At 68.8% G+C, this 12,306-nt stretch carries 10 protein-coding genes and 1 pseudogene; 3 read left to right on the forward strand and 8 right to left on the reverse strand.

Annotation, left to right across the window (positions count from 1 at the left end):
- Window positions 1-91: 91 nt before the first annotated feature.
- The 3 genes and pseudogenes from ABZ887_RS50190 to ABZ887_RS50200 form a co-directional block, all read right to left on the reverse strand.
- Window positions 92-358 (reverse strand): annotated as a pseudogene (locus ABZ887_RS50190) (hypothetical protein); the annotation flags it as partial.
- Between the two features lie 68 nt (window positions 359-426).
- Window positions 427-1,128: a ribonuclease HII gene (locus ABZ887_RS50195; RefSeq protein ID WP_361306275.1), complete on the reverse strand. Its 702-nt coding sequence runs from the start codon at window positions 1,126-1,128 to the stop codon at window positions 427-429.
- An 82-nt stretch (window positions 1,129-1,210) separates the two neighbouring features.
- On the reverse strand, window positions 1,211-1,834 hold the full coding sequence (locus ABZ887_RS50200) for a TetR/AcrR family transcriptional regulator (RefSeq protein WP_361306277.1): 624 nt from the start codon (window positions 1,832-1,834) through the stop codon (window positions 1,211-1,213).
- A gap of 187 nt (window positions 1,835-2,021) precedes the next feature.
- On the opposite strand from ABZ887_RS50200, the gene ABZ887_RS50205 reads away from it, so the two are divergent.
- Window positions 2,022-3,569: an MFS transporter gene (locus tag ABZ887_RS50205; RefSeq protein ID WP_361306279.1), complete on the forward strand. Its 1,548-nt coding sequence runs from the start codon at window positions 2,022-2,024 to the stop codon at window positions 3,567-3,569.
- Between the two features lie 565 nt (window positions 3,570-4,134).
- On the opposite strand, the gene ABZ887_RS50210 is transcribed toward ABZ887_RS50205, so the two are convergent.
- From ABZ887_RS50210 to ABZ887_RS50220, 3 genes are all read right to left on the reverse strand, one after another.
- The gene (locus ABZ887_RS50210; RefSeq protein ID WP_361306281.1) at window positions 4,135-5,064 is read right to left on the reverse strand and encodes an ADP-ribosylglycohydrolase family protein; all 930 of its coding nucleotides are present in this window, start codon (window positions 5,062-5,064) and stop codon (window positions 4,135-4,137) included.
- Between the two features lie 10 nt (window positions 5,065-5,074).
- Window positions 5,075-5,734, reverse strand: a complete 660-nt coding sequence (locus ABZ887_RS50215) for a histidine phosphatase family protein (protein WP_351960234.1) — start codon at window positions 5,732-5,734, stop codon at window positions 5,075-5,077.
- Window positions 5,735-5,820: 86 nt separating this feature from the next.
- Window positions 5,821-6,426, reverse strand: a complete 606-nt coding sequence (locus ABZ887_RS50220) for a YdbC family protein (protein WP_361306283.1) — start codon at window positions 6,424-6,426, stop codon at window positions 5,821-5,823.
- Between the two features lie 151 nt (window positions 6,427-6,577).
- Here ABZ887_RS50220 and ABZ887_RS50225 point away from each other — a divergent pair, with 151 nt between their 5' ends.
- Window positions 6,578-7,111, forward strand: coding sequence for a TerD family protein (locus tag ABZ887_RS50225; protein WP_361306285.1), 534 nt, complete (start codon window positions 6,578-6,580; stop codon window positions 7,109-7,111).
- A gap of 95 nt (window positions 7,112-7,206) precedes the next feature.
- Here ABZ887_RS50225 and ABZ887_RS50230 read toward each other — a convergent pair whose 3' ends face one another.
- Together ABZ887_RS50230 and nrdR are read right to left on the reverse strand one after the other, a co-directional pair.
- A complete protein-coding gene (locus ABZ887_RS50230) occupies window positions 7,207-10,104 on the reverse strand; it encodes a vitamin B12-dependent ribonucleotide reductase (protein ID WP_361306287.1) in 2,898 nt (965 codons plus the stop codon).
- 163 nt (window positions 10,105-10,267) lie between these two features.
- Window positions 10,268-10,819, reverse strand: a complete 552-nt coding sequence (nrdR, locus tag ABZ887_RS50235; RefSeq protein WP_361306289.1) for a transcriptional regulator NrdR — start codon at window positions 10,817-10,819, stop codon at window positions 10,268-10,270.
- Between the two features lie 504 nt (window positions 10,820-11,323).
- Here nrdR and lexA point away from each other — a divergent pair.
- Window positions 11,324-12,103 (forward strand): transcriptional repressor LexA, encoded by a 780-nt coding sequence (gene lexA / locus ABZ887_RS50240; RefSeq protein WP_089104346.1) that lies wholly within the window; start codon window positions 11,324-11,326, stop codon window positions 12,101-12,103.
- Window positions 12,104-12,306: the final 203 nt, after the last annotated feature.

Here is a 12,306-nt window from a genome sequence, read left to right on the forward strand (position 1 = left end):
ACCTGGTGTGGACGGCGGGGCACTGTGTGCACGCGGGCAAGAACGGCGGCTGGTACCGCAACATCGCGTTCGTGCCGTCGTACAACGACACGCTGGCCGGGATCAGCTGGATCTGCGGGGCCGCCGCTGTCGCGGCGGGGACGGCCGGGCCGGACGGGCCTGGCTTGGCCACGTCACGCGGCGCGCGCTGTACCGGCGGCGTGGGCCGCACAGGGCCGGGACGACCGGGACGCGACGGAGCCGCGGGGCGGGGGCCGGGTACGGGACGAGGGGTCGGCGCGGTACGGCCGGTGGCCGGAGTGGCGCGGGGACCCTGGGCACTCTCGTGAATCTGAGGCTCCTCGGGAATGAGAGGCATGAGCTGATATTTATCAAACGTTGGTGCAGGTCAGGTGAACCGGGTGGCACAACAGTGCGACCGGAAGGTCAGAAATCGAAGCCGAGCTGACCCTCGATCTCCGGAGCACTTCCCTCCGCCCAGCCGCGGACCTTCTTGAGGTGCCGCCACTGGGGCAGCGCATCAAGATACGCCCAGGACAACCGGTGGTACGGGGTGGGTCCCCGCTCCTCCAGTGCGGCCTTGTGCACGGGCGACGGGTACCCGGCGTTGTCCGCAAATCCGAAGTCTGCATGGTCGATACCCAGTTCGGCCATCATTTTGTCGCGCTGAACTTTGGCGATCACCGAGGCCGCGGCCACGGCGACACACGACCGGTCGCCCTTGATGACCGTGCGCACCCGCCACGGGGCACCGAGGTAGTCGTGCTTCCCGTCGAGGATGACCGCGTCGGGACAAACCGGCAAGGTCTCCAGCGCACGGGTCGCCGCCAGTCGCAGCGCGGCCGTCATCCCGAGCTCGTCGATCTCCTCCGGCGAGGCATGCCCCAGGGCGTAGGCCGTGACCCACCCCCGCAGCGCCTCTGCGAGTTCCGTGCGCCGTCTGACGGTCAGCAGCTTGGAGTCGGTGAGGCCCTCGGGCGGCCGGCGAAGACCGGTGACCGCGGCACAGACGGTGACGGGCCCGGCCCAGGCGCCGCGCCCCACCTCGTCGACACCGGCAATGACCTTGGCTCCGGTCGTGGCGCGAAGGGAGCGCTCGACGGTGTGAGTAGGCGGTTCGTACGGCATGGCGCCCTTAGGGTACGCCGCACTGATCCCCTGACGACACCCCGGCTTCCCGGACCGCGCCCAGGACCGCCCGAGCCGCGGCTCAGACCTGGCGTGACAGGAGCAGCGGAAGCATGAACCGGTCGATCATCTCTTCGATCTCCTGGTCGTTCCATTCGCTTCCAGAAATCTTGTTGCGGTACATCATCATCGCCGGAATGGCATCGAGGACATAGCCGTTGGCCGCATCGGCGCGCACCTCGCCCCGCTCAATTCCGCGGGCGACGACGTCCCCGATCAGCTGGATCGTCGGCCCCACGACCCCGTCGAAGATCACGCCATGGAACCGCTCAACCTGCAGGGGATCGCATTCGTGAATCACCGACCGCAGTGCGAAGCCGGGGCGCGAGAACATCGCGTCCCGGGCCTGCCGGCACAGGGCCAACAGATCCTCACGCACATTTCCGAGGTCGGGGGCCTCCTCCAAACGTGGCAGACCGGCCTGCAACGCGTCGGCGACCAGCTCCTCCTTGGAGGGCCAGCGGCGGTAGACCGCCGCCTTCCCGGTCTGGGCACCGGCGGCGACGCCTTCCATCGTGAGGCCGTTCCAGCCGACGGTGCTGAGTTGCTCCAGGGCGGCGTCCAGGATCGCGCGTTCGAGGACCGCACCGCGCCGACGAGGGGAGGCCGCCTGAGGAGGAGCGGCAGTCCAGCGCGAGGTAACCATCTGAGTTTCTCCAGCGAGCGAAGGGAAGCAGGGATTCCGGAGTGGGGACGCGGCGCGCGACGGCAAAAGGGGGACGCGACACGCGACGCGCAGTTAAGTGAACGCTTGCGTTCTCTACCGAGGACTCACTACCGTTGACGCGACAGTGAACGCTGGCGTTCACTAACACCTTCGTGGGGGACCCATAGTGACGACCTCTCAACTGATACAGGACCGGAAACCAGGTGCCGCCCGCCGGCAGGGACGTCCCGGCATCGCACTCACCGTGATTGCCGCTTGCCAGCTCATGGTGGTACTTGATGCGACGATTGTGAACATCGCGCTCCCGCACATTCAAGACGCGCTCAAGTTCAGCACCACGGACCTCACGTGGGTGGTCAGCGCCTACACGCTCACCTTCGGCGGGCTGCTGCTCCTCGGCGCGCGGGCGGGTGACATCCTCGGCCGACGCCGGGTGTTCATGGCGGGCATCCTGCTGTTCACCTTCGCCTCGCTCCTCGGCGGTCTCGCCCAGGAACCCTGGCAACTGCTTGCCGCCCGCGCCCTCCAGGGTATGGGTGGCGCGATCGCGTCGCCGACCTCGCTGGCCCTGATCACCACGACGTTCCCCGAAGGTCCGGAGCGGAACCGGGCGTTCGGCGTGTTCGCCGCGGTCTCCGCGGGTGGCGGGGCCATCGGCCTGCTGGCCGGCGGCATGCTCACCGACTGGCTCGACTGGCGCTGGGTGCTCTTCGTCAACGTGCCGATCGGACTGCTGATCGTCGCCCTCACCCCGCAGTACATCAACGAGTCCGAACGGCACCCCGGACGGTTCGACATCGCGGGCGCGCTGACTTCCACCCTGGGCATGGCCTCCCTGGTCTACGGCTTCATCAGGGCCTCGGAGGACGGCTGGCGCGACGGTCTGACACTCGGGTCGTTCGCCACGGCGGTGGTCCTTCTGCTGGCCTTCGTCTTCATCGAGACCCGGGCGAAGGAGCCCATCACCCCGCTGCGGATGTTCGGCGACCGCAACCGCTCCGGCACCTACGTGATCATGCTCAGCCTGGCCGCGGCGATGTTCGGCATGTTCTTCTACATCGTGCTGTTCGTGCAGAACGTGCTGGGCTACAGCCCGATCAGGGCCGGCCTGGCCTTCCTGCCCGTGACGGCGGCCATCGCCGTCGGAGCCGGGCTGTCGCAGCGGTTCCTGCCCGTCCTGGGCCCGAAGCCGTTCATGATGGCCGGTTCGGCGCTCGTGGTCGTCGGACTCACCTGGCAGACGTTCATCAAGCCCGACAGTTCGTATGTCGGCGGGGTGCTCGGGCCCATGCTGATCTTCGGCTTCGGCATGGGGCTGAACTTCGTGACGGCGACCGTCACCGCGGTCTCCGGTGTCGCCCCGCACGAGGCCGGAGCGGCTTCCGGGCTGCTCAACGCCATGCAGCAGGTGGGCGGTTCGCTGGGCCTGTCCATCCTGACCACGGTGTTCGGCTCGGCGAGCAAGGACGAGGCGAAGAAGCAACTGCCCAAGTTCCTCGCCGACGGTTCGCCGGAGCAGAAGGCCGAGTTCGCCAAGACCCATCAGCTGCCCGCGCCCTGGGGGCACGAGGTGCTCGCGCACGGCATCTCGACCGCGTTCATCCCCGCCGCCGCCATGGCCGGGCTCGGCCTGCTCACCGCATGGTTGGTGATCAAGGTCCGCAAGAGCGACCTCGAAGCCCTCGCCGGCACGGCCGGTCCGGGAATCGGCTGACCCCACCGGGTCCGCGCGGAGCCGCGGACGGCCGGGCCTCAGCCAGGGGACAGACGGCAGAGGCCGAGGTCCGGCCATCCGCATCACGGCCTTCGGCGCCGCGATCATCGCCACGGCGCACACCACAAGAAGAGCCAACCCGACCCACACGACCGACACCTCCCCCTCCGTCACGCCTCCCGCCCACCCGCCGGGACATCCGTCAAGGGGAGCGGCTGCCGGGAAAACGCCTGGCGGTCACGCAGAGTTCCCGCCAGGCACAGAGAGTCTCCTATGTGGAGCGCGGCATTCGGCATGGACCACAGACGCCGAGGACGCGGCCGGCCCCGGGCCGGTGAGAGCCCACGACGGCACGCTTCGACGGTCCTCGGACACCGAGCCCGCCACGAGCCGGCATCGCCAGGCCGCGTCACCCACCTCGCACGCCTCCGAGGCGCCGCGGCCTCACGGATTTCCGTACGAGCCGCCTCCCAAGGGGCGCCGACCCGCACCGCGCCGCCATGCACGGTCCGAGACCGGCCGCGGTCGTTCACCCGGCCGCGGTCGATGGCCTTGCCTCGGTCGATCACCCGCCGACAGCGGACCCCGTCCCCGCCGGCACCCATTCCGGCAGCGCCTCGACGCGCTCCACCCAGGCGGCAGGCGGCGCTCCCGCACTGCCGCTGGCGAGCACGCCGCCCACGATGGCACAGGTGGTGTCCACATCGCCGCCCACCTGAGCGGTCGTCCAGAACGCCGTCTCGTAGTCGCCGAGGGCACGTGCGGCCGACCAGAGCGCGAAGGGGACGGTGTCATGGGCGGTCGTACGCCGTCCGCAGCCGAGGACGGCCGCGACGGTGCCCGCGTCGGCGTAGTCGAGCATGTCGCGGGCGCGCCGCAGGCCCTGGCCGACGGCGCTCCTGGGGATCAGGGCGACGACCCCGTCCAGGAGCGCCTCAGGGCTCGGCGGGCCGCCTGGCGCGGCTGCCAGCGCCGCTGCGGCCGCCACAGCCATGGCACCGACCACGGCCTCCCGGTGCTGATGCGTGGGGTAGGCAGAGATCTCGGCCTGGTGGGTGGCCTGCTCGGGATCGTCCGCGTACCAGGCGCCCAGAGGCGCGATCCGCATCGCCGCGCCGTTGCCCCAGGACCCCTGCCCGTCGAAGAGCCCCGCGGCCAGCTCGCGCCAGTCGCCGCCCTCCCGGACGAGGCGCAGCAGGCGGTTGACGGCGGGGCCGTAGCCCCGGTCGAAGTCGTGGCGCGTGGCGAAGGAGTGGGCCAGCGCGTCCTGGTCGATCCGATGGTGGGCGGCCAGGACGGCGACGACGGAGCAGGCCATCTCGGTGTCGTCGGTCCACTGCCAGGGTGCCGGAGGCAGCTCCCGCCGCTTCAGCAGCGGGTAGTTCACCGGCACGAAGAACTGTGAGCCCAGCGCGTCGCCGACGGCGAGTCCGCGCAGGCTGGTCAGGGCGCGTTCCAGGCGCCCGGGGGTCGAGGAATCGGTGGAGGATGTCATCGCGGCCAGCCTAGCCGCTCATCCAGTAGGGCTCCGGGTCCCGCCAGCGGTCGAAGGGCTGGTTGAGCGTGTACTTGCCGTCGTCCCCGAGAACGAGCATCCGCATCTCGGCGTTCCCGGGGTTGGAGAGCGACTCGAACTCCGCGACCGTCCAGTGGAACCAGCGCATGCAGAACAGCCGCATCGCCAGGCCGTGGGTCACCAGGAGCACGTTGGGCGGGTGGTCCGGCGCCTCGAAGCTGCGGAACAGGCTCTCGAGGAAGCCGCCGACGCGGTCGTACACGTCGGCCCCGGACTCACCCTGCGGGAAGCGGAAGAAGAAGTGGCCGTACGCGTCCCGGTACGTCTTCTGCAGCCGCACGTCGTCGCGGTCCTGCCAGTTTCCCCAGTCCTGCTCCCGGAGCCGGGGCTCCTCGCGCACGCGTATGAGATCCGGGTCGAGGTGGAAGGCGCGAAGGGTCTCGTGCGTACGGCGGTAGGGGGAGACGTACACGCTGACGCGCTCCTGGCCGAAGATCTCCCGGACGCGTTTTCCGGTCTCTTCGGCCTGCCGCCAGCCCCGCTCCGTCAGGGCCAGCGCGTGGTCGGGTTCCCGCTCATACACGGAGTCGTCGACATTGCCGGTTGACTCGCCGTGCCGGACAAGGACGATGCGCCGTGGTCGTGCCATGCCAAAACCCTAGATCGAGTGACGAAAAATCGAGCACTCGGACGGGCCCCATACGGCGCAGGTCACACTAATCAAGGGTTGGATATTCAAACGATCCAGCTCGGTTCGAGCTCCACGATGTCGCCCGTGAGGGCCGCGATGTCGGCCTCCGTCTGGGCGCGCAACGCCAGCCGCTCCACCCGTTCGGTGCGGTACTTGCCGTGCTCGGCAGCCGACCGCCACATGGAAAGGATCATGAACTCGTGCGCCGGGGCCTCGCCGAACATGCCGCGGATCATGCCGGGCGAGCCGGCCATCGCCGGGTTCCAGACCTTCTCCTGCATCAGCGTGAAGTGTTCGACGCGTTCCTCGTGCACCCGGCAGAGGGCCACCCGGACCAGGTCGCTGTCCGTGAACCGCGGTTCGAAGCCCGTCTTCACGTCGAACCGGTACTCGAACAGCTTGACCTGCTGGTCCTTGTACGTGCCGGACTGGGACGCGGCCAGGCGGTCGTGTGAACGCGCCATGAAGGAGTCGTAGAAGGCACGGCTCTCCCAGAAGGCGAAGATGTGCGCCACTCCGGGACGCTGCCGACTCCAGCCCCCGCCCTGTCCCCGAAATCCCGGCTCCCCCAGAAGCCCCGCCCATTTCCGCTGCCCCCGCTCGAAGCCCCGGCGGTCCACCACGGTGCAGCGAATCCACTTGACCAGCACCGCGCCATCGTAAGGCCATGGAGCGTGGCGCTGGTCACGCTCCGGCTGAGATCACCCGCGCGTGCGCCCCCGCGCGCGTGGCACGATGGACAAAGAGCCTGGGTAGCCCATCAGTTGGGGCAGTGGACCTCTAGGGGGAAGGGGACGCGTGATGAGCGGTTTCAGCAAGGCGATCAGCAAGGTCGAGGTCGCGGTGAAGTGGGATCCCAGCCCTTCCGGGCAACCGCCCACCGATCTCGACGTCATCGCCGGTACGTTCACGCGGGTTGACCCGTACGGAACTCCGGCCTATCTCGTGCACTTCGACAGCCGTTCGCCCGACGGCACCATCTTCCTCAACCGGGACAGCCAGGACGGCAAGGGCTTCGGCTGGGACGAGGTGATGACCCTCGAACTGGACCGGCTCGACAGCCGGTACACGCGCGTGGTCGTCGGAGTCGTCATCCAGCAGCGGGCCGCGCACCGCACGTTCGTGAATGTCCTGAACCCGGCCGTCCGCGTCCGGGAGGGCTACAACGTACTGGCCGAGGACGACTTCGGCTCGGTCCTCGGGGCGACGGCTGCCGCCGTCGCGGAGTTCGTGCGCGACGGATCCGGGGACTGGAGCTTCCGGCCCGGGCTGCACGGCTTCGAGGACGACCCGGTGGTGTTCACCCGGGAGATGGGCGGACTCGGCCGTCCCTGACGGCGAACGGCCACCCGGGCAGACAAACGGTGCAGACAAACGGTAAGGGGCGCCGGCTAGGGCCGGCGCCCCTTACTTCACGTCACATCGACCCGTCAGCTGCAGCCGCTGGTCGAGCCGCAACCCTCGCAGATGTAGCAGGACCCGGCCCGCTGCATCTTTGTGCCGCAGGAGAAGCAGAGCGGGGCGTCGGCCTGGATGCCCAGCTGCATCTCCACCAGCTCGGCACTGGTGTGCGCCTGCTTCGGGGCGGGCTTGGCCGAACCGATCTCGGTCCGCGGGGCGGCGACGGCCTTCAGCTCCTGGGCGCGCGGCGCCGACTGGGCCAGACCCTCGACGTCGACCTCGTCGTCGATGGTCGGCTCGTACGAACCGGTGTCCAGGTGCCGTTGACGCTCCTCGGCGGAGTGGATGCCGAGCGCGGAGCGCGTCTCGAACGGCAGGAAGTCCAGCGCCAGGCGGCGGAAGATGTAGTCGACGATCGACTGCGCCATCCGCACGTCCGGGTCGTCCGTCATGCCGGCCGGCTCGAAGCGCATGTTGGTGAACTTCGAGACGTAGGTCTCGAGCGGCACACCGTACTGAAGGCCGACGGAGACCGCGATGGAGAAGGCGTCCATCATGCCCGCGAGGGTCGAGCCCTGCTTGGACATCTTCAGGAAGACCTCGCCCAGGCCGTCGTCCGGGTAGGAGTTGGCCGTCATGTAGCCCTCGGCACCGCCGACGGTGAAGGACGTGGTGATGCCGGGACGACCCTTCGGGAGGCGCTTGCGGACCGGGCGGTACTCGATGACCTTCTCGACCGTCTCGCGGATGGTCGCCTCGGCCTTCTCGGTGACCTCGGCCTTCTCCTTCTCCTTGGTCTTGGCGGAGAGCGGCTGGCCGACCTTGCAGTTGTCGCGGTAGATCGCGAGCGCCTTGACGCCGAGCTTCCAGGCCTCGTAGTAGATCTCCTCGACCTCCTCGACGGTCGCCGTCTCCGGCATGTTGACCGTCTTGGAGATGGCACCGGAGATCCAGGGCTGGATCGCGGCCATCATGCGGACGTGGCCCATCGGGGAGATGGCGCGCTCGCCCATGGCGCAGTCGAAGACCTCGTAGTGCTCGTGCTTGAGGCCGGGGGCGTCGATCACGTTGCCGTTCTCGGCGATGTGGGCGACGATCGCCTCGATCTGCTCCTCCTGGTAGCCCAGGCGACGCAGGGCCTGCGGCACGGTGCCGTTGACGATCTGCATCGAGCCGCCGCCGACGAGCTTCTTGAACTTGACCAGGGCCAGGTCGGGCTCGACGCCGGTGGTGTCGCAGGACATCGCGAGACCGATGGTGCCGGTGGGGGCGAGGACGGACGCCTGCGAGTTACGGAAACCGTTCTTCTCGCCGAGGCGCACCACGTCCTGCCAGGCCTCCGTGGCGGCGGCCCAGACCGGGGTGTCAAGGTCGTCCATGCGCACGGCCACGGTGTTGGCGTCGGCGTGCTGCTGCATGACGCGGTTGTGGGCGTCGCCGTTGCGGGCGTAGCCGTCGTAGGGGCCGACGACCGCGGCGAGCTCGGCGGAGCGCTTGTAGGCGGTGCCGGTCATCAGGGAGGTGATGGCACCGGCGAGGGCGCGGCCGCCGTCGGAGTCGTAGGCGTGGCCGGTCGCCATCAGCAGGGCGCCGAGGTTGGCGTAGCCGATGCCGAGCTGACGGAAGGCGCGGGTGTTCTCGCCGATCTTCTGGGTCGGGAAGTCCGCGAAGCAGATGGAGATGTCCATCGCGGTGATGACCAGCTCGACGACCTTGGTGAAGCGGTCGACGTCGAAGGACTGGCTGCCCTTGCCGTCGTCCTTCAGGAACTTCATCAGGTTCAGCGAGGCGAGGTTGCAGGACGTGTTGTCCAGGTGCATGTACTCGCTGCAGGGGTTCGAGCCGTTGATCCGGCCGGACTCCGGGCAGGTGTGCCAGTGGTTGATCGTGTCGTCGTACTGGATGCCCGGGTCGGCGCAGGCCCAGGCCGCCTCGGCCATCTTGCGGAACAGGCTCTTGGCCTCGACCTCTTCGATGACCTCGCCGGTCATCCGGGCGCGCAGACCGAACCGGCCGCCCTGCTCGACCGCCTTCATGAACTCGTCGTTCACACGGACCGAGTTGTTGGCGTTCTGGTACTGGACGGAGGTGATGTCGTCGCCGCCCAGGTCCATGTCGAAGCCCGCGTCACGGAGGGCGCGGATCTTCTCCTCCTCCTTGACCTTGGTCTCGATGAAGTCCTCGATGTCGGGGTGGTCGACGTCCAGGATGACCATCTTGGCGGCGCGGCGGGTGGCGCCACCCGACTTGATGGTGCCCGCGGAGGCGTCGGCGCCACGCATGAAGGAGACCGGGCCGGAGGCGTTGCCACCGGAGGAGAGCAGCTCCTTGGAGGAGCGGATCCGGGAGAGGTTCAGGCCGGCACCGGAGCCGCCCTTGAAGATCATGCCCTCTTCCTTGTACCAGTCGAGGATCGACTCCATGGAGTCGTCGACGGACAGGATGAAGCAGGCCGAGACCTGCTGGGGCTGCGGGGTGCCCACGTTGAACCACACGGGGCTGTTGAAGCTGAAGATCTGGTGCAGGAGGGCGTACGCCAGCTCGTGCTCGAAGATCTCGGCGTCGGCGGGCGAGGCGAAGTACTTGTACTCCTCGCCGGCCTTCCGGTACGTCTTCACGATCCGGTCGATCAGCTGCCTGAGACCGGTCTCGCGCTGCGGGGTGCCGACGGCACCGCGGAAGTACTTGCTGGTGACGATGTTGACCGCGTTCACCGACCAGAAGTCGGGGAACTCGACGCCACGCTGCTCGAAGTTGACCGAGCCGTCGCGCCAGTTGGTCATGACGACGTCACGGCGCGCCCAGCTCACCTCGTCGTACGGATGCACGCCGGGGGTGGTGTGGATGCGCTCGATACGCAGTCCCTTGGTGGCCTTCGTCCCCTTCGCGCGGGAACTCCGTGCCGGACCGCTCGCCGTCTCTGTCATGCCGCCTCCCTGTACGGGCTAAAACGCCCTGAAATGCCACGATGTTCCCGTGACACGCTGTTCTGTTGTCACGTCGCGGGCACGCTGAGCCGCCCCCGCGACAAGTCCTGGATCGCCGTCCGACAACCGGATCCGGGGCCTCCGCCCGGTTCCGGTCCGCCCGTCAGTCGGCGATATGGACGGGCGCGGGCACCCGAGTGGTTCCGCCCGGCCCGTGATCGTCCTCCTGGCTCCCCGCTGCCGCGTCTTCGTCGTCCGCGGCGGGGTCCTGCGCGGCCTGCCTGAGTTCCACGATCGCGGCCTCGAAGTCCTCGAGCGAGTCGAACGCCCGGTAGACGGAGGCGAATCGCAGATAGGCGACCAGGTCGAGCTCCTGCAACGGGCCGAGTATGGCCAGCCCCACGTCGTGGGTGGTCAGCTCGGCGCTTCCGGTGGCCCGCACCGCCTCCTCGACCCGCTGGCCGAGCTGGGCGAGCGCGTCCTCGGTGACAGGCCGCCCCTGGCATGCCTTGCGCACGCCGTTGATGACCTTGGTACGACTGAAGGGCTCGGTGACTCCGGACCGCTTGACCACCATGAGCGAGCACGTCTCGACGGTCGTGAAACGACGGGAGCAGTCCGGACACTGGCGGCGCCTGCGGATCGACGTGCCGTCATCGGTCGTACGACTGTCGACCACGCGGCTGTCGGGGTGCCTGCAGAAGGGGCAGTGCATGATCTCCAACCCTCCTCACAGCAGACTCAATAGCCTCGCTGGGCCACATGGGCCCCTCGAAGCAGCCCCAAGCATAGGCGATCTCGGCGGGACCGGAGACCCGGGGGACCACAACTTGTGGGCTGCTGTAGCAATCCAACCACTAGATGTGGTGATTGGCTGATACATCGCCAGGTTGCGCGTGTCGCACACGTACCGCTACGGCGGATACGGAGATACCGTGGGCGCCGCACGGAGGTCACGTGCGACTCCGGCGCAGATGGGCACGTACATCCCGGTCAGCGGCGGTCAGGATGGCAGACTGGTCACACCCACAAGGCCAGCACCCCGGCGGCGAAGAGTACAACAATGGGCCCTTTTGCCCGCCGGGCACCGCGTGAGCCATACACCCAGACATGTGATCGCGTACGGTGAACCGCGTTTTTTCACTCGAACGTGTGTTTGGCGCAACCTTTCGAAAGCAACTACCGTTGTCCAGCAGGGAGACCATCGAGAGGGGCCGACGTGACCACGACCGCAGACAGTGCCACCATCACCGCCCAGGACCGCTCCCAGGGCCGACTCGACCCGGTGCATGCCATGAACGAAGCCGTGAATCCCGAGGGACACAAGCGTTCCCTGCCGGGCCGACCTCCAGGCATCCGGGCCGACAGCTCGGGCCTCACCGACCGGCAACGCCGGGTGATCGAGGTGATCCGGGACTCGGTGCAGCGGCGGGGCTACCCGCCGTCGATGCGCGAGATCGGCCAGGCCGTCGGCCTGTCCAGCACGTCCTCGGTGGCACACCAGCTGATGGCACTGGAACGCAAGGGCTTCCTGCGCCGTGACCCGCACCGCCCGCGCGCGTACGAGGTGCGCGGATCCGACCAGGCCGTGAGCGTGCAGCCCACGGACACCGCCGGCAAGCCCGCCGCGTCCTACGTCCCGCTGGTCGGCCGGATCGCCGCCGGTGGGCCGATCCTCGCCGAGGAGTCGGTCGAGGACGTCTTCCCCCTCCCCCGGCAGCTGGTCGGCGACGGCGAGCTGTTCGTGCTCAAGGTCGTCGGTGATTCCATGATCGAGGCCGCGATCTGCGACGGTGACTGGGTGACCGTCCGCCGCCAGCCGGTCGCCGAGAACGGCGACATCGTCGCCGCCATGCTCGACGGCGAGGCCACCGTCAAGCGCTTCAAGCGCGAGGACGGCCATGTCTGGCTCCTTCCTCACAACGCGGCCTACGAGCCGATCCCCGGCGACGACGCGACCATCCTGGGCAAGGTCGTCGCGGTACTGCGGCGCGTGTGACGCCTGCGGCGGGCGGTCCACATCGCCCGCCCTCCGATCGGCCCCGGGACCCCTGCGCCGGTTCCGGGGTCCTGCACTGTCCCGAACGGCTTCATTCACCGTTCCGGATCGAGGCACCGTTCTCCATCGTGGGGGGGGGGGGGGGCCCCCCGGGGGGGGGCGCCCCCCCCCCCCCCCCCAGGAACCCCAGGCGCCCCGCCCCC

The sequence above is a fragment of the Streptomyces sp. NPDC047061 genome, assembly GCF_040643955.1.
Classification (GTDB): Bacteria; Actinomycetota; Actinomycetes; order Streptomycetales; family Streptomycetaceae; genus Streptomyces.

Excerpts from the sequence above, each read along its gene's own strand:
- ABZ887_RS50215 (WP_351960234.1), bottom strand. The coding sequence starts at position 5,734 with ATGGCACGACCACGGCGCATCGTCCTTGTCCGGCACGGCGAGTCAACC.
- nrdR (WP_361306289.1), bottom strand. The coding sequence starts at position 10,819 with ATGCACTGCCCCTTCTGCAGGCACCCCGACAGCCGCGTGGTCGACAGT.
- ABZ887_RS50230 (WP_361306287.1), bottom strand. The coding sequence starts at position 10,104 with ATGACAGAGACGGCGAGCGGTCCGGCACGGAGTTCCCGCGCGAAGGGG.
- ABZ887_RS50225 (WP_361306285.1), top strand. The coding sequence starts at position 6,578 with ATGAGCGGTTTCAGCAAGGCGATCAGCAAGGTCGAGGTCGCGGTGAAG.
- ABZ887_RS50200 (WP_361306277.1), bottom strand. The coding sequence starts at position 1,834 with ATGGTTACCTCGCGCTGGACTGCCGCTCCTCCTCAGGCGGCCTCCCCT.
- ABZ887_RS50195 (WP_361306275.1), bottom strand. The coding sequence starts at position 1,128 with ATGCCGTACGAACCGCCTACTCACACCGTCGAGCGCTCCCTTCGCGCC.
- ABZ887_RS50210 (WP_361306281.1), bottom strand. The coding sequence starts at position 5,064 with ATGACATCCTCCACCGATTCCTCGACCCCCGGGCGCCTGGAACGCGCC.